A 17158-nucleotide genomic window follows, 5' to 3' on the forward strand; every position below is an offset into this window, starting at 1 on the left:
GAAAGGGTTCGCTCATGGGTATTCGGAGCATGCTGCGCAAGGTGTTCGGCCGAGACCGCGAGGACTCCCCGGCGACCTCCGTCCCGTCCCAGACGCGTGAGACCACGTCCACGTCCCCGGAACCCCCGGAGGCCCCGGAAACGGCGGCCCGCCGAGCGGCGGACGACCTGGTGGCGGCGTCGTTCGACAACCCGCAGATCCCGCGGGCACGGGCGGGAGCGGTGACGCCGGCGGAGACGCCTGCGGCCGAGGCGGAGGTTGTTGCTGAGGCGGAGACGCCTGCGGCCGACGCGGAGGTTGTTGCTGAGGCGGAGACGCCTGCGGCCGACGCGGAGGTTGTTGCTGAGGCGGAGACGCCTGCGGCCGACGCGGAGGTTGTTACTGAGGCGGAGACGCCTGCGGCCGACGCGGAGGTTGTTGCTGAGGCGGAGACGCCTGCGGCCGAGGCGGAGGTTGTTGCTGAGGCGGAGGCGGAGGCGCCTGCGGCTGAGGCGGAGGTTGTTGCTGAGGCGGAGGCGGAGGCGCCTGCGGCTGAGGCGGAGGTTGTTGCTGAGGCTGACGCGCCTTCGGAGCCGTCGGTTGCGGAGCCGGTGGAGACGTCGGTTGCGGATGCGGCGGAGCCGGAGGCCGAGGCGTCGGTGGTGACGCCGGAGGCCGAGGCCGCCACGGCGCAGACGCCGGACACGGCTGGCTCTGCGGCTGAGGCGGAGGAGACGGCCACCGAGCCCGAGGCTGCCGAGGCAGCGGACGCCACCGAACCGGCGGAAGCCGCGACGGCTGCCGACACGGACGCGCCCGCGTCCGAACCCGCTCCGGAGGAGCAGGAGGAGGCGGCGGAAGCCGCCGACACGACGGTGGCGCCGCCGGCGGACGCGGACGACGCGACCGACGCCGAAGTCGCTCCGGAGGAGCAGGACATCGCCGCCGTCGCGGCGGAGCCCGAGGCCGAGCCGGAGGCGCAGGCCGCCGAGGAGGCCAAGGAGCCGGAGGCCGAGACCGCCGTCGCCACCGAGCCGGAGGCCGCCGAAGCCCCGGCGGAGACCGAGCCGCAGGCCGCCACCGAGCCGGAAGCCGAAGCACAGCCCGAGCCGCAGGCCGCCGAGGAGGCCAAGGAGCCGGAGGCCGAGACCGCCGTCGCCACCGAGCCGGAGGCCGAACCGGAAGCCGAGCCGCAGCCCGAGGCCCAGGAAGCCGCCGAAGCCCCGGCCGAGCCCGAGCCCCAGGCCGCCACCGAGCCGCAGCCCGAGCCGCAGGCCGCCGAGGCCGGCACGCAGCCAGGCGCCCTCGCCCCCCACCTCTCCGACGCCCACGACGCCGCCGGTGCGCAGCTCCAGGCGCAGGGGCTGAGCGGGAGCCGGGCCGCCGTGTATCTGGTGGTCGACCGTTCCGGGTCGATGCGCGGGTACTTCAAGGACGGCTCCGTGCAGCGGCTCGCCGAGCAGGTCACCGCGCTCGCGGCGCACCTCGACGAGGACGCCACCGTCACCACCGTGTTCTTCTCCACGGACATCGACGGCACGGTCGAGCTGACCCCGGCCACCCTCACGCCCACCCGTATCGAGGAGGTCAACGCCACCCTCGGCAGGCTGGGCCGTACCAACTACCACCGCGCCGTGGAGGAGGTCCTCGCCCACCACGGGAAGGCGGACCCGGCCCGCCCCGCGCTGGTCGTGTTCCAGACGGACGGCGCGCCGGAGTCGAAGACGGCCGCCACGCAGGCCCTGGCCGAGGCGGCGGAGCGTCCGCTGCACTGGCGGTTCGTGGCCTGGGGCGAGGAGGACAACAAGGCCTTCGACTTCGTCCGGAAGCTCGACGGCACCCCTCGTACCGGCACGTACTTCGCGGGTGCGACCCCCGTGGAGACCGAGCACGCCGCGTTCTACCGGGGCCTGCTCACCGGCCTGGAGCTCTAGGAACGGGAGGCGGTGGCGGTGACCGGCAGGGTCACCGCCACCGCCAGCCCGCCGCCCTCCTCCGCGCCGCGCGCCACGGCCCGTACCCCACCCCCGTGCGCGACGGCGATCGACCGCACGATGGAGAGCCCGAGCCCCGCGCCGGGCCCCGTACGGTCCCGGCCCTCGCCCCGCCGGAAGGGCTCGAAGAGGGCTTCGACCTGGTCGGCGGGGACGACCGGCCCGGTGTTGACCACGGTCAGCACCCCGCCGTCGACCCGTACGTCCACGGTTCCCCCGGGCACGTTGTACGCGACCGCGTTCGCGACGAGGTTCCGTACGAGCTGCCCGAGCAGCACCCGGCTCCCCCGGACGACACCGCCGCCGTCGACCACGCACGCGCGCGCGTACTCCTCGGCGACGACCTCCCCCAGCCGTACGTCGTCCCGCTCCGCGAGCCCCCGTTCGCTGCGGGCGAGGAGCAGCAGCCCGTCGATGAGGCGTTCGCTGCGCCGGTTGGCGTCGAGGAGCACCTGCCGTACGTCGCAGTCCTCGTCGAGACCCACCTGGATCGCGGCGCGCTGGGTGGCGAGCGGGGTCCGCAGCTCGTGGGAGGCGTTGGCGATGAAGCGGCGCTGGCTGTCGAAGGCGGTCTCCAGGCGGCCGAGCAGCGCGTCGATGGTGTCGCCGAGTTCCTTGAGCTCGTCGTCGGGCCCGCGCACGGCGATCCGGTCGTGCAGGGTGCGCTCGGAGAGGCGGCGGGCGCGGGCGGTCATCTCGTGGACGGGCCGCAGCACGCGCCCGGCGGTCCACCAGCCGACGACGACGGCGCAGCAGGCCATGACGAGCAGTGCGAGCCCGGACCACATGAGCATCTGTTCGCCGGCGGCGCGGCTGATGTCGTCGCCCAGCCGGTACGCCTCCACGACGGCGGCGCCGTTCGTCGCCCCGTTCGCGCGGGCCACGATCGCGTCGGTCTCGTCGTCCGTACCGGCGAGGACGAGCAGGTTCACCACGAGCAGCAGCACCGTGCCGAGCACCAGGAAGGCACCCCCGTAGACGAGTGCGATCCGTGTGCGGATGGTGGACCCGGAGCCCAGATATCCCTGGTCCGGCGTCACAGCTGGTACCCCACGCCCTGCACGGTCCGGATCAGCCCCGGCTCGCCGATCTTCGCGCGGAGTTTGCTCATGCAGACGCGGACGGCGCCGGTGAAGGGGTCGGTGTGGGCGTCCCAGGCGCGGTCGAGGAGGGTTTCGGCGGAGACGGCCGCGCCTTCGGCCTCCAGGAGGATCTGGAGGACGGAGAACTCCTTCGGGGAGAGGTCGAGGTCCCGCCCGTCGCGGGTGGCGGTCCGCCGGACGGTGTCCACGCGGAGCCCGTACCGCTCCAGGAGCGGGGGCAGCGGCGGGCGGGCGGAGCGCCGGCGCAGGGCCCGGACGCGGGAGACCAGCTCGGGAAACTCGAAGGGCTTGCCGAGGTAGTCGTCGGCGCCGAGGTCGAGCCCGGTGACGCGCTCCTCGGTGGCGGTGGCGGCGGTCAGCATCAGGATGCGGGTGGGCGATCCCGCGGCGACGAGCCGGCGGGCGACGTCGTCGCCGTGGACGCGCGGCAGGTCGCGGTCGAGGACGAGCACGTCGTACGGGTGGAGGGCCAGGTGGTCCAGGGCGGCGTCGCCGCTGTGGACGGTGTCGACGGCGAATCCGGCCCGCCGCAGGCCGGTGGCGACGAGCGCGGCGAGGTCCCGCTCGTCCTCGGCTACCAGTACGCGCATGGGTCCATCCTCCCCACCTGGTCCCCGCCGCCGGCCCCCGGGTTTATCGATGTGAGTGGATCTTCGTACGACGGTTAGGATTTCGACCATGGCGGCCACTGGATCCGAGAAGCAGGGGGCGAAGGCGTTCTACGTCACGACCCCCATTTACTACGTCAACGACGCTCCTCACCTGGGCCACGCCTATACGACCGTCGCAGGCGACGTGCTCACGCGCTGGCACCGTCAGCGCGGCGAGAAGGTGTGGTACCTCACCGGCACGGACGAGCACGGTCAGAAGATCATGCGCACGGCCGAGGCGAACGACGTCACGCCCCAGGCCTGGTGCGACAAGCTCGTGGAAGAGGCGTGGAAGCCCCTCTGGGAGCACCTGAACATCGCGAACGACGACTTCATCCGTACGACGCAGAAGCGCCACACGGACCGCGTCCAGGAGTTCGTGCAGGACCTGTACGACAAGGACGAGATCTACAAGGGCGGGTACGAAGGCCCGTACTGCGTGGGCTGTGAGGAGTACAAGCTCCCCGGCGACCTCATCGAGGCCGAGGACGGCACGAAGCTGTGCGCCGTCCACAAGAAGCCGGTGGAGATCCTCAAGGAGGAGAACTACTTCTTCAAGCTGAGCGAGTACGGCCCGAAGCTCCTGGAGTTCTACGAGGCGAACCCGGGCTTCATCCAGCCGGAGTCGGCCCGCAACGAGGTCGTGAACTTCGTCAAGCAGGGTCTTGAGGACCTCTCGATCTCCCGCTCGACCTTCGACTGGGGCGTCCCGGTGCCGTGGGACGAGAAGCACGTCATCTACGTGTGGATCGACGCGCTGCTCAACTACGCGACGGCCGTCGGCTACAACGAGAACCCGGCGAAGTTCGACGAGACCTTCCCGGCGAACGTCCACCTCATCGGCAAGGACATCCTGCGGTTCCACGCGGTGATCTGGCCGGCGATGCTGATGGCACAGGGCCTGCCGGTCCCCGGCCGGGTCGCGGCCAACGGCTGGCTGATGGTCGGCGGCGAGAAGATGTCGAAGTCGAACCTGACCGGCATCAAGCCGCAGGACCTGACCTCGCACTTCGGCGTGGACGCGTACCGCTGGTACTTCCTGCGGGCGATCGCCTTCGGCCAGGACGGTTCGTTCTCGTGGGAGGACTTCTCCGCCCGCTACACGTCCGAGCTGGCCAACGACTACGGCAACCTCGCCTCGCGCGTGGCGGCGATGGTCGGCAAGTACTTCGGCGGCGAGCTGCCGGCCTCGGCGGCCGACGGCGACGCGGAGAAGGCGATCCAGGACGGCCTGGCCAAGGCGGTCGCGACGGCCGACGCGAAGATCGGCGAGGAGCTGGACTTCCAGGGCGGCATCCTGGCGATCTTCGACTTCGTGAAGCAGGTCAACGGCTACATCACGGAGCAGGAGCCGTGGAAGGTGGCCAAGGACGAGTCGGAGGAGGGCCGGGCCCGCCTGGCGACGATCCTCTACACGGCCGCCGAGTCGCTCCGCGCGGTCGCGGTCCTGCTCAACCCGATCATGCCGGAGACCTCGCAGGCCCTCTGGGAGTCCCTGGGCGCCGAACCGTCCCTGGGCGCCCTGGCGGCCCAGCCGGTCCAGACCTCGGCGACGTGGGGCCGGCTCCCGGCGGGCGCGACGGTGACGAAGGGCGCGGTGCTGTTCCCCCGCCTGGAGGAGCCGAAGAAGGACTGACACTCCCTTCTCGTACGAAGAAGGCCGCCGCCCCGGTACGACTCCGGGGACGGCGGCCTTTTCCGTACGGTCGTCACCAGGTCAGGGCCAGGGCGGCGACGGCGGGCGCCATGTAGACCAGCGGGAAGGGAGCGTGGCCGTACGCGCGGGCCCGCAGCACGGTGATCACGGCCCCGGCGAAGTACAGGATGAGCCCGATGGCGGCGAGGGTCCCGATGACGGGGACGTAGAACCCGACGATGAGCCCGGTGGCCCCGGCGGCCTTGGCGGCGCCCAGCCAGTTCCACCACGACTGCGGCACGCCGTACTGGGCGAGGGGCTCGACGACGAAGGCGGCCCTGAAGAAGATCGCCGCAGCGGAGAACCCGGCCATGAACGCGGCGACGGCGGTGACGACGATGGCGGTGGCGGACATCTCGGTGAACATCGCGACGGCTCCTTCAGCCTCTCCCGTATCCGCCTCGACCGAGCCGGACACTGGACTGACGGAGGCGGGACGGGAAGTGTGACGGCCCGCGCGAAGGAACTCCGGTGCCCCCTCTCCAGAACCTCAGCCGACCCAGTTCTTCAGCGGCTCCGTGTCCAGCTCCATCCCCACCGGCTCCGGCAGAGACACCGTCTTGCCGAAGGGCACGATCGCCACCATCTCGTACCGCTCCCCGTCCGGCTGCGAATGGACCTTGACCTCACCCATGGTCCTGTCGATCAGCAAGTACACGGGGATTCCGGTCTCGGCGTAGGCGCGCGGCTTCTCGACGCGGTCGCGGTGACCGGTGTCCGAGTCGCCGGAGGTGACTTCGACGACCATCAGGACACCGTCGGCACTCGCCCACTCGCCCTGGCCGACGAACGCGTCCAGCGGGACGAGGCAGCCGTCCGGGCGGGCGTTGCCCTTGCGGTACTTCTCGATCCTCAGGCCCTGATCGGGGTAGAGCCACCAGTCCGCGTCAGCCTGAATGCACAGTCGCGTCAGCCAGGCGATGATCCGCCCGTGGTCGCCGTCAGGCACAGCCTTCTCCCAGATCGTCCCGTCGATGAACTCAAGGCGCAGGGATTCGTCCACGCGTTCGCCAGCACGAGCGAGTTCTTCGAACCCCTCCTGGGTCAGAACGCTCACGGCAGACTCCTCCCGGATCGGCGGTGCCTTCCACGGTACGGGTTTCCCGGCACGTGTGGCCGGGTTCGTCGCTGTCGCCATGGCAGGCACGCTGGCATATGCCAGCGTCCTGGGATTCGGGAATCCGCAGCCTTCACCCCTGTGGGTGACACGGCCGGCCCACGGGCCGTCACGGGACGTCTGGACGTCAGCTGCCGGAGGCGTACGCCACGAAGCCTGCCCAGGCGGTGGGCGCGAGCGCGAGCTGCGGGCCGTCGACGCACTTGGAGTCGCGGACGTGGACGGCGGCGGGGGTGGTGGCGACCTCGACGCATGAGTCGCCCTCGTTGCCGTCGCTGTAGCTGCTCTTGCGCCAGGCGACCTCGATGCAGGACTCGCCGTTGTTGCCGCTGCTGTAGCTGCTCTTGAACCATGCCAGTTCGGAGGCGTCCCCGGCGGAGATGTTGCGGATCATGTCTCTCCCAGCAATTGCTCGATGAGGGCGAACGACTCCCGTGGAGGGAGTGCCTGCGCTCGGATGGTGCCATATTGCAGCTCAAGGATGCGGAGCTGTTTCGGGTCGGAGACAGGCCGACCGTTGAACGCGCCCTCGGAGCGTCCCACCGCCGTACCGTCCGCGAACTTCAGCAGCTCGATCCTGCCGTCCAGACCGGAATGGACCTCGCTGTGCGTCGGCATCACCTGAAGCGTGACGTGACGCATGCGGCCCACCACCAGAAGGCGTTCGAGCTGGCTCCGCCACACCATTGTGCCCCCGAGGGGGCGCCTCAGCGCAGCCTCTTCCAGCACGAAACCGAGCGCGGGTGCGGGGTCCCGCGCAAAGATGGACTGCCGCGACACACGACCGGCCACCATCCGCTCCACATCACTCTGCGAGTACGGAGGTTGTGCCGCCTCGATGGCGGCTCGGGCGTGCTCCGGGGTCTGCAACAGCCCGTGGATGCTGTTGCACTCGTACACCCCGATCTCAACCGCCCGCTCCTCCATCTTCGCCAAGGCCCGCACCTTCTTCGGGTACCGGACCTTCGCCACGTCCTCCTTCATCGCCGAGATCAGCCCACCCGCCCCCAGCACCTCGTCCGCCTTGTCCAGGAACTCGGGACGGGGAATCCGCTTCCCGGCCTCGATCTTGTAGACCATGTCCTCGCCGTAGCCTGTGGCCGTCCCGAGCTCGGCGGCCCGCATCCCCACCGCTTCTCTCCTCAGCCGCAACTGCCGCCCCACGGTGGCGACTACGGCCACACCCCAGTCATCATCCGGGTCGACCTCCCACCCCGGCTCGTCCGCTTCGGTCTTGAGCCGCTGCGCCCCGCCGTCCACCGACATACCCGCACCCTTCCCTCGCCCTCAGTGGCGCGACACCTCCCCCGGAAGCGCTCTGGACAGCCCGGACAGCAGTGGACAAGCCCCGGACAGTCACCCTACGCATCGGCATCGTCACTATTCACGGTAAGCGAGGACGGCCACGCTCGGTGACGTGAATCTGAAGAGCACCACCCAAGTACCAGTACCGGGGCACGACTTCCGGGTACTGCTGTCGCCCACGCCGCGCGGCGCGCGGCTCGCCCGGCTCCTCGCCGTCGAGTGGATGCGGGATCACGCGCTGCCGTACGGCGTGACGGAGGCGGCCACGCAACTCGTCGCCGAACTCGCCACGAACGCGGCGACGCACGGCCGGGTAGCCGGCCGGAGCTTCCGGCTCGCGCTCCTCGACCGGGAGGGCGTTCTGCGTATCGAGGTCACCGACACCCGGGGCGAGCGACTGCCGCGAGCCGAACCCGCCTCACCCGAGGGCGACTCGGGGCGCGGGCTGCTCCTGGTCGAGGCGCTGGCCGACCGCTGGGGCGTCGACCTGGGACCCGTACCCGGGAAGACCGTATGGGCCGAACTCGATCACCCGTACTCCTGACCTGCGTATACGAGTCATCCACCGGATTCCAGGAATGTGGAATCCGGTGAGGTGGACGGTCTCCCAAGGACAACGACGAGAGAGAAAGAAACCCCACCAAGCCCCCCTCCCCCCGCTCGGGCAGGCGCTCACTCACTCGGGTGAAAAACACCAACACCGCTGGCTTTTGGGTGGGTTGCCTGCCTTACGCTCTGCCTGCCTGGCATATGCCCACAGACATACGTCGGCCCCCGCCGGGACGGCAATCCCAAAAAGCGAGGGCCTGACCACCGAGGAAGAAGCACTTCCCGATGGATACCCAGCACACTAACGTGCGCCCGTACGCCCCGTCCCGTAACGACGGGAAAATTCGCCCCTCCCGGCGCGCCGGAACAGCCACGCGCTGCGGCGGCGTCACGCACGACAACGCCCGCCACACCACCCGCTTCACGGTGATCGGCAACCACCTCGCGCAGCACGCCGAGCTGTCGCTGCTGGCCATCGGCCTGGCCGTGCACATCCAGTCGCTTCCCAGCGGCGCCGCCATCGGCATCCGAAGCATCGCCGCCCGCTTCCCGGAGGGGACGACCCGGATCGCCGCCGCGCTGCGCGAGCTGGAGGCCCACGGCTATCTGCGCCGCACCCGTGAGCGCACCCAGGACGGGCACATCGTCACCCGCACGGTGTCCTGCAACCAGCCGGGCCGGACCGGCACGACGGACGACCGGCCCACCACAACGGACGACCAGCCCGCCTCCACCGACGACCGGCCCACCACCACGAACGACCAGCCCCACCTCACCGACGACCCGATGCCCCCGGCGCAGCCGAAGTCCCGGACGCAGCCGACGCCCCCGGCGCGACCGACGCAGCCGACATCCCCGGCGCAGCCCAATCAGCCCGCACAACCCCAGCGGCCCGCACAGCCCCAGCGGCCCGCCCGTCAGGAGAACAAGCCGCCGCGACGCGCCCTGCCCGCCGTACCGCAGCCCTCGTATCCCTACCCCGACCTGCTCCAGACCGCCCTCGGGGTCCTTTCCGGCCTCCGCCGTACGGACCCCCGGCTCCTGATCTCCGCCACGGACGCCGAACACCTCGTCCCGGGCGTCGCCGCCTGGCTGGAGCGGGACCTCACCCCCGAGGCCGTACACCGCGCCCTGACCGCAGACCTCCCCCGGGACCCCCTGCGTCGCCCGGCCGCCCTCCTGGCCCACCGCCTGGACGCCCGGCTCCCGCCCCTGCCGCCGTTCCGCCCGGAGAAGCCGACGCCGACCCACCCCCTCCAGAACTGCGACACCTGCGACCGCGCCCACCGCGCCCCCGAACCCGGAGCCTGCGGCAGCTGCCGCAGCTGACCAACCCCCGGACCCGGCCCAGCACCCCTAGGAACCCCATGGTCAACCCACCGCATGAAGCGATGCACCACATCTTCCGACACGACCTCCACCTCTTCAGCCGCCTGAAAGACGTGCTGGAGCTCCCGCTCCCGGCCGTCGTCGAGGCGGTCGTCCTACCCAACGACCTCACCGAGACGAGGCCCGTCGAGCGCCGCGTCGACACCCTCCTGCGGCTCGACAGCGCCAAGGACGGCTCCCTCCTCCTCGCCATCGAGGCGCAGGGCAAGAAGGACCCGGCCAAGCCGGCGAGCTGGGCGTACTACGTCTCGTACCTGTGGACGAAGTACGGACTGCCGACCGCCCTGCTTGTCGTCTGCCAGGACCCCGGCGAAGGCAGGCGAGGACCTGGCGCTGGCCACCCTGTCGGCCATCACGCACGCGGGCGATCCGGACATCGGTGCCATACTGAAGGCGCTGTCCACCGCGCTGCAGGACGTTCCCGAGAACGTCGCCGACCCGATCATCGAATTCACCGCACAGGGGCTGGGCAAGCGTCCGGCCCAAGACATCTGGAGGACTCTGGTGGCCGTGGACCTCTCCTTCTACAAGTCGTACCTCTCCGAAGAACTCCGGGAGGAAGGCCGCTCCGAGGGCAAGGCCGAAGGACGCGCCCAAGCCAGCGCCGACGCCATACTGGTCGTCCTGGAGCAGCGCGGCCTCGACGTGCCGGACGCCGTCCGCGCCCGCGTCACCGGCTGCGACGACCCCGAGCTGCTGCACCGCTGGCTCACTCGTGCCGTCACGGCGGCCTCCGCCGAGGACATCTTCACGGACGAGTAGTCCCCGCCACACATGCCGAAGGGGCCCGGAACCGCACGCACGACGGTTCCGGGCCCCTTCGGCCACGGGCTCCGCGAGCATGGAACGACAGGCCGGTCCGCCGCACTCGCGGCCACCAGTCCGTAGACCTGACAAAGACGCGGCCGAACCGCACCCGGTACCGCGAGGCCGCAGCCCACCCGTCCGGCTCCCCAAGAACCGGCACACCAGGGCGGTTCGTACGGAGCCAGGGCGCCTCCCGCCGACAGGTGCGACCGTATCGGCCTTTTGTTCGTTGCTGGTGCGAATGACCGCATGCCAGCATGCGTGGGTGGATGAGACCGGGGATGGCACGGCGATACCTCACCAGTTCTCGCGGCTTGCCGAGTTGGTGGATGCGCCAGTTCCGGCGGAGCAGCCCGCATCAGAGGTGGCGCCGGCCGCGCCCGCGCCGCAGGCCGCCGACGAGGTGACGGTGGCCCGCCGGGAGTTTGCGCGATTGCTCGGTGAATTCCGGCGTACGGCCGTGCTGGTGCCCTACGACGACCACGGAAGCCTGTGGACGGCGGACTTCAACGGGGTGCGGTGGATCTGCGCGTTCTCCGACGAGGAGGCGCTGGCGCGGTTCGCGGTGGCACGGGGAGACGCTGGGCGCGAGTGGACGTACCGGACGGTTCTGGGGGCCCGGTTGCTGGACGCGATGGTGCCCGCGCTGCCCGGCCCCGGCGGAGTCGCGCTGGACGCGGGAAGTACGGACGGACTGCTGTTGCCGCCGGTCGCGGGAATCGTCCCGGACGAGGTGGCGGTGGATCTCGGGGGAACGGGGACACGATGAGCGGGAACGAGCCCGACCTCGCGGCGCCGGCGGTGGCGCTCGCGGCGATAGCGAAGGGCATCGACCTGGCACATGCCGAGCTGAAGGAACTCGGCATGATCGGGCAGGCGTCGACGGGCCGGGGATTCTCCGATCTCGCCCTGTCCGGTCTGGAGCTGGGGCACGGCGGTCTGACGTCGGAGTTCCGGACGTTCTGCGACCGGTGGGAGTGGGGCGTCCGCGCGCTGACCTGGCGGGGCAACGGCTTCGCGCAGGCGGTCGGCCTGTCCGCCGGCTCGTTCGCGGAGCAGGAGCAGTACATCAAGGACTCGATCAAGATCGGCGTGAACTCCCTCAACGGGAGCCCTCACCTGTCCGAGGACGAGGTCAAGCAGAAGAGCTGGGACAGCATCCGCGACCAGCAGACGTGGGACGGCGCGGACTGGAGCGGGGAGTCGTTCAGCGACGCCCATGACGAGGTCGAGCAGACCTGGAAGAACACCGCGTACGACGTCGAGGACTCGATGCTCGACGGCTTGGAACGCTCGGGTGCGATCGACCCGAAGACGCGGGACGGAGCGGACCAGAGGCTCAAGGACCTGCTCGATCCCGACCGGGCGACCATCGAGCAGGCCGAGCAGCCGCGGTGGGGGGAGAGCCGCTGATGGTGGACTGGGGAGGGCTGGTCGACAAGGGCATCGACAAGATCGGTGACGGCGTCGACAAGGTCAAGGAGATCGCCGGTGAGGGGATCGACCACGCGACCGACAGGGTGGGCCAGGCCCTCGACGCCGCGGGGACGCACGACTGGGCGGACGCGGTCGAGGACTGGGGCGACAGGGCCGCCTCCTCCCTCGGTGCGGAGGTCGGGGAACAGCGGCTCGGGCAGACCGAGGAGGCGGACGAGCTCGTCCACGGCAAGCCGGAGAAGATCGCCGCGACGGTGAAGAACCTGCGGGACTTCCAGCGCGCGTTCGATCTCGTCGGCGGCGGCATGAAGAGGCTCGACGCCGGTCACTGGAAGGGCGAGGCGGCCGACGCGTTCCGGGAGAAGTTCCAGGCCCTGCCGACCGACTGGCTGCGCGCGGCGGACGCGATGGAGAGCGCGGCCAAGGCACTGGAGACATACTCCCGGGCGATCGTGAGCGCGCAGGGCAAGGCGCGCGAGGCGATAGCGCTGTACAAGGAGGGCGACGGAGACTCCAAGTCGGCGGTCGACACGTACAACAAGAAGGTCGACGCCTACAACGCGGCCCGCACCGGCGACAGTCCGCTGCCGGACCCCGGCCCCTTCGCCGACCCCGGCGCGGCCAAGCGGCAGCGGGCCCAGGAGATCCTGAACGACGCGCGGAAGGCGCGCGACGAGGCCGGGGAGACCGCGAAGGCGGCGGTCGGCGCCGCGCTCGCGCACGCGCCCAAGGAACCGACGGGCCGGGAGAGGGCCAAGCAGGAGCTGATGGACTACGGCCTGGGCCAGGGCATCGAACTGGCCCACTTCGGCGGCGGCGCCGTCAAGGGCACGGCGGGCCTGCTCAACTTCGTCCGCTCGGTCAACCCGGTGGACCCGTACAACCTGACCCACCCGGCGGACTACTACAAGGGCGTCAACATGACGCTCGCCGGGCTGGTGTCCACGGCGGCGAACCCGGACAGGGCACTGCAGAACGCCTGGGAGGCGGCGAAGGGCGACCCGTCGGAGTTCTTCGGCCGGATGCTGCCGGAGATGATCGGGACGAAGGGCACCGGCTTGGTGCGCGGAGGTCTGCGCGCCGGGCTGAAGGACCTCACGAAGCACCTGCCCGAGGAGAAGAAGCCGGGCGGCGTCCGCGGGGACCAGGAGAAGGATCCGCACAGCAACGGCAAGACGTGCCGCGAGACGGCGTGCAAGAACGATCCCGTCGACATCGCCACGGGCCGGATGCTGCTGCCGCAGACCGACGTCGCCCTGCCCGGCTCGCTGCCGCTCGTCTTCCGGCGCACCTTCGACTCCTCGCGCCGCTCGGGACGCTGGTTCGGCCCGGCGTGGTCGTCGACGGTGGACCAGCGGCTTGAGATCGACTCGGAAGGCGTGGTCTTCAGCTGCGACGAGGGCAGCCTGCTCGCCTACCCCCACCCCGCTCCCGGCGTCCCCGTCATGCCCACGCACGGCCGGCAGTGGCCGCTGGACCGGATCGGGGACGGCTACACGATCACCGACCCGGTCACCGGCACGGTCCGGCACTTCGTGGACCACGGCGACGAACTCGCGCTCCTGGCCCAGATCGACGACCGCAACGGCCGCTGGATCACCTTCGAGCACGACGCGGCGGGCGCCCCGACGGCGATCGTCCACCACGGCGGCTACCACCTGAAGCTCACGACGAGCGAGGGGCGGGTGACCGCCCTCCACCTCGCGGGCGCGGCGGCGGACGGCTCCGACCAGGAGATCCTGCGCTACGGCTACACGGACGGGCACCTGACCGAGGTCACCAACTCCTCCGGGCGCCCGCTGCGCTTCGGCTGCGACGAGCACGGCCGCATCACGTCGTGGACGGACACGAACGGCAGCCGTTACGACTACGTCTACGACGACCGGGACCGCTGCACGTACCAGTCGGGCACGAACGGCCACCTCGAAGCCACCTTCACCTGGGACGGCGTCGACCCTGCGACCGGGCTCCGCCTGACCACCCTCACCGACGGCCTGGGGAACACCGAGCGTCACCTGATCAACGAGCGCGCCCAGGTCGTCGCCGAGATCGACGCGCTGGGCGCGGTCACGCGCTTCGAGTACGACCGCCACAACCGACTGCTGTCCCGGACGGATCCGCTGGGGCACGTCAGCCGCATCACGTACGACGCACACGGCCGACCGGCACTGATGGAGCGCCAGGACGGACGCCAGGCGCGAGCCGAGTACGACGAACGCGGATTCCCGATACGCGTCGTCGGTACCGACGGCAATATCACCCATCAGACCTTCGACGAGCGCGGCAACCGCACGTCGGTGACGGCCGCTTCGGGCGCCCGTACGGAGTTCGCGTACGACGAGTCGGGCCGGCTCACTTCGGTGGCTGACCCACTCGGCGCCACCACCCGGCTGGTCCTGGACGCCCGGGGCCTCCCCGTCGAGGTCACCGATCCGCTGGGCGCCACGACCCGCTACGCACATGACGCCTTCGGCCGTACGGTCGAGGTCACCGATCCCCTGGGAGCGGTCACTCGCCAGGAGTGGACGGTCGAGGGCCGGCCGTCCCGACGCATCGCACCCGACGGCACGGTGGAGTCCTGGACGTACGACGGCGAAGGCAACTGCCTCGGCCACACGGACGCGATGGGCGCCACGACCCGCTTCACGTACACCGACTTCGACCTGCTGGCCTCCCGGACGGGCCCGGACGGGGTCCGCTACGAGTTCTCCCACGACACGAACCTGCGCCTGACCCGGGTGACCGCGCCGCAGGGCCTGACGTGGGACTACGCATACGACCCGGCGGGCCGACCGCTCGCCGAGACGGACTTCGACGACCGGACGCTGGGCTACGAGTACGACGCGGCGGGACGTCTTGCCTCCCGGGCGAACGGCCTCGGCCAGACGATCCGGTTCGACCGTGACGCGCTCGGGCGGATCGTTCGCAAGGACGTCGAAGGAGCGGTCAGTACCTACGAGTACGACCTCTTCGACCAACTCGCGGCAGCGACCGGTCCGGACGCGACGCTGGCGCGCCTCCGGGACCGCTACGGCCGCCTCGTCTCGGAGACCGTGAACGGCCGCACCCTGTCGTTCACGCACGACGCCATCGGTCGGCGAACGGGGCGGACGACGCCGGGCGGTACGCCGAGCACGTGGTCGTACGACGCGGCGGGCCGCCGTACGGAACTGACGTCCTCGGGCCGGACACTCTCCTTCACCCACGACGCCCTGGGCCATGAAACCACCCGCCACGTATCCGATTTCGCCGTCCTGAACTCCTCGTTCGACGCGATGGGCCGCGTCACCGCGCAGGAGGTCAGCGGCGGTTCGGGTCGCCGCCTTCAGCACCGGGCGTACACCTATCGCGCGGACGGCGGACTCATCGGCGTCACCGACGCGCTCTCCGGCACACGCCGCTTCGACCTGGACGTGGCGGGACGGGTGACGGCGGTCCACGCCGGCGACTGGACCGAGCGGTACGCCTACGACGACGCCGGCAACCAGACGGAGGCCTTCTGGCCGTCCACGCACCCGGCCCAGTCCTCGACGGGCACACGCGCCTACGAGGGCACACGCATCACCAGCGCGGGGTCCGTCCGCTACGAACACGACGGCCAGGGCCGCATAGTCCTACGCCAGAAGACCCGCCTCTCCCGCAAACCCGACACCTGGCGCTACGAGTGGGACGCGGAAGACCGCCTGACGTCGGTGACGACGCCGGACGGCGCGGTGTGGCGGTACGCGTACGACCCCCTGGGCCGCCGCATATCGAAGCAGTCCCCGCTGGAGACAGTCCACTTCACCTGGGACGGGGCCACGCTCTGCGAGCAGACGACTGAGGACATCACCCTCACCTGGGACCACGCGGGCCTGCGCCCCCTGGCCCAGACGGAACGCCGCACGGACACGGACTCCCCCGACGAGCGCTTCTTCGCCATCGTCACCGACCTGATCGGGACCCCGACGGAACTGGTCGACGAGTCGGGCGACGTGGCCTGGCGCACCCGGACCACCCTCTGGGGCACCACCACGTGGACCCGCGACGCCACCGCCTACACCCCACTCCGCTTCCCGGGCCAGTACTTCGACCCCGAATCGGGCCTTCACTACAACTACTTCCGCTATTACGACCCGGAATCGGCTCGCTACCTCAGCCAGGACCCACTGGGGCTGGCCCCTGCTCCGAACCCGGCGACTTACGTCCTCAACCCACATGCGTGGAGCGATCCCCTGGGGCTTGGACCGTGCGGGCCGAAGGGAGAGAAGTCCAATCCGTTCGAAAATCGCGAGGCCGCCAGGAAGGCAACCTACGAGCTGGCAGGCATCAAACCCGGCGAGGCAGAGTTTTGGGCCGAATGGGAGGTTGGTCCGGACGTCACGAGAAAGCACACCCCGGGGTACGTGTATTCGTCGGAGCAGTCACACTGGGGCACATTCCGGCAATACGAGACACCCCAAGGGTCACGCGTCGTGGTAGAACACACACACGACCCGGCCGGCACTCATTTCCATGCGGGCAAACCGAAGGGCGATCCCGACCGAGCCTTCGTCAACTTCGGCTGGGACAACACCAACTACCGAGAAATGGAACGGTATGCAAAGATCAACAAATCAGAAGGTGATCATCACCTGTTCTACAACTGATGACCTCCGCGAACATGGCTGAGCCGACGAGAGAAGCCTGGCTGAACCGCATCACCGCCACTGGCCTGACAGTCTCCGACGACCCTGCGCCCAGCGACGTGCTCTCTCCTCGCGAGGCGTGGCAGAGCGTTATCCACGGGGAGGTTCAGCCTGCCGCCACGGTCCCCCTGAGTCATCCACAAGCCCTGACGGAGGTCGACCGCCAGTGGCACGTCCATGCCGCACAGAATGAACTTTTCGGAAATGACGGTTCCTTCCTGCTCAGCATTTCAGGAAGCGGCTCGTGGGGATTCGGCTGGGCCGTGGTGAAGTGGTCGCCCAGGACGGAACTCGCGCCAAAGCTCTCGAAGGGCGAGGAAGGGCTGGATTTCGTCGCGATGTCACTGAACGGGAAATCGGTGTGCGCGGTGACCGAAGAAGAATACGACTACTGGATCGTCGTCCAGCAACTTCGGTAGAAGGGCAGCCCGCCCGGAATGCGCGAAGGGCCCGGAATCCGTCAGG

Annotated in this window: 14 protein-coding genes and 1 pseudogene; 9 read left to right on the forward strand and 6 right to left on the reverse strand. The window is 70.2% G+C overall.

Annotated elements, in window-relative coordinates:
• Window positions 1-14 precede the first annotated feature (14 nt).
• Window positions 15-1913, forward strand: coding sequence for a VWA domain-containing protein (locus V4Y03_RS16080; RefSeq protein ID WP_332435361.1), 1899 nt, complete (start codon window positions 15-17; stop codon window positions 1911-1913).
• Here V4Y03_RS16080 and V4Y03_RS16085 read toward each other — a convergent pair.
• Complete coding sequence (locus tag V4Y03_RS16085) at window positions 1910-3013, reverse strand: sensor histidine kinase (protein ID WP_332435362.1); 1104 nt, start codon at window positions 3011-3013, stop codon at window positions 1910-1912. The genes V4Y03_RS16080 and V4Y03_RS16085 overlap by 4 nt on opposite strands.
• A complete protein-coding gene (locus V4Y03_RS16090; RefSeq protein ID WP_317874472.1) occupies window positions 3010-3666 on the reverse strand; it encodes a response regulator transcription factor in 657 nt (218 codons plus the stop codon). Before V4Y03_RS16090 ends, V4Y03_RS16085 begins: the two co-directional genes overlap by 4 nt.
• A gap of 88 nt (window positions 3667-3754) precedes the next feature.
• On the opposite strand from V4Y03_RS16090, the gene metG reads away from it, so the two are divergent.
• The gene (metG, locus tag V4Y03_RS16095; protein ID WP_317874473.1) at window positions 3755-5362 is read left to right on the forward strand and encodes a methionine--tRNA ligase; all 1608 of its coding nucleotides are present in this window, start codon (window positions 3755-3757) and stop codon (window positions 5360-5362) included.
• 73 nt (window positions 5363-5435) lie between these two features.
• On the opposite strand, the gene V4Y03_RS16100 is transcribed toward metG, so the two are convergent.
• From V4Y03_RS16100 to V4Y03_RS16115, 4 genes are all read right to left on the reverse strand, one after another.
• Window positions 5436-5789, reverse strand: a complete 354-nt coding sequence (locus V4Y03_RS16100; protein WP_332435363.1) for a DoxX family protein — start codon at window positions 5787-5789, stop codon at window positions 5436-5438.
• 123 nt (window positions 5790-5912) lie between these two features.
• Window positions 5913-6479 carry a Uma2 family endonuclease gene (locus V4Y03_RS16105; protein WP_317874475.1) on the reverse strand — a complete coding sequence of 189 codons (567 nt, stop codon included), beginning with the start codon at window positions 6477-6479 and terminating at the stop codon, window positions 5913-5915.
• Between the two features lie 187 nt (window positions 6480-6666).
• A complete protein-coding gene (locus V4Y03_RS16110) occupies window positions 6667-6933 on the reverse strand; it encodes a DUF397 domain-containing protein (protein WP_332435365.1) in 267 nt (88 codons plus the stop codon).
• Window positions 6930-7805 carry a helix-turn-helix domain-containing protein gene (locus tag V4Y03_RS16115; RefSeq protein WP_332435366.1) on the reverse strand — a complete coding sequence of 292 codons (876 nt, stop codon included), beginning with the start codon at window positions 7803-7805 and terminating at the stop codon, window positions 6930-6932. The genes V4Y03_RS16110 and V4Y03_RS16115 overlap by 4 nt, the downstream gene beginning before the upstream one ends.
• A gap of 151 nt (window positions 7806-7956) precedes the next feature.
• Between V4Y03_RS16115 and V4Y03_RS16120 the strand changes: the two genes are divergently transcribed.
• The 7 genes and pseudogenes from V4Y03_RS16120 (at window position 7957) to V4Y03_RS16150 (ending at window position 17112) form a co-directional block, all read left to right on the forward strand.
• On the forward strand, window positions 7957-8388 hold the full coding sequence (locus tag V4Y03_RS16120; RefSeq protein ID WP_332435367.1) for an ATP-binding protein: 432 nt from the start codon (window positions 7957-7959) through the stop codon (window positions 8386-8388).
• A gap of 290 nt (window positions 8389-8678) precedes the next feature.
• Window positions 8679-9722, forward strand: a complete 1044-nt coding sequence (locus V4Y03_RS16125; RefSeq protein WP_332435368.1) for a helix-turn-helix domain-containing protein — start codon at window positions 8679-8681, stop codon at window positions 9720-9722.
• A gap of 38 nt (window positions 9723-9760) precedes the next feature.
• Window positions 9761-10544, forward strand: a pseudogene (locus V4Y03_RS16130) (hypothetical protein).
• Window positions 10545-10854: 310 nt separating this feature from the next.
• A complete protein-coding gene (locus V4Y03_RS16135) occupies window positions 10855-11358 on the forward strand; it encodes an SseB family protein (protein ID WP_332435369.1) in 504 nt (167 codons plus the stop codon).
• The gene (locus tag V4Y03_RS16140; protein ID WP_317874484.1) at window positions 11355-12002 is read left to right on the forward strand and encodes a hypothetical protein; all 648 of its coding nucleotides are present in this window, start codon (window positions 11355-11357) and stop codon (window positions 12000-12002) included. The genes V4Y03_RS16135 and V4Y03_RS16140 overlap by 4 nt, the downstream gene beginning before the upstream one ends.
• Window positions 12002-16654, forward strand: a complete 4653-nt coding sequence (locus V4Y03_RS16145) for a putative T7SS-secreted protein (RefSeq protein ID WP_332435370.1) — start codon at window positions 12002-12004, stop codon at window positions 16652-16654. The genes V4Y03_RS16140 and V4Y03_RS16145 overlap by 1 nt, the downstream gene beginning before the upstream one ends.
• The gene (locus tag V4Y03_RS16150) at window positions 16654-17112 is read left to right on the forward strand and encodes a hypothetical protein (protein WP_332435372.1); all 459 of its coding nucleotides are present in this window, start codon (window positions 16654-16656) and stop codon (window positions 17110-17112) included. Before V4Y03_RS16145 ends, V4Y03_RS16150 begins: the two co-directional genes overlap by 1 nt.
• The last annotated feature ends 46 nt before the right edge of the window (window positions 17113-17158 follow it).

Origin of the sequence: Streptomyces sp. P9-A4 (genome assembly GCF_036634195.1) — a bacterium.
GTDB lineage: Bacteria > Actinomycetota > Actinomycetes > Streptomycetales > Streptomycetaceae > Streptomyces.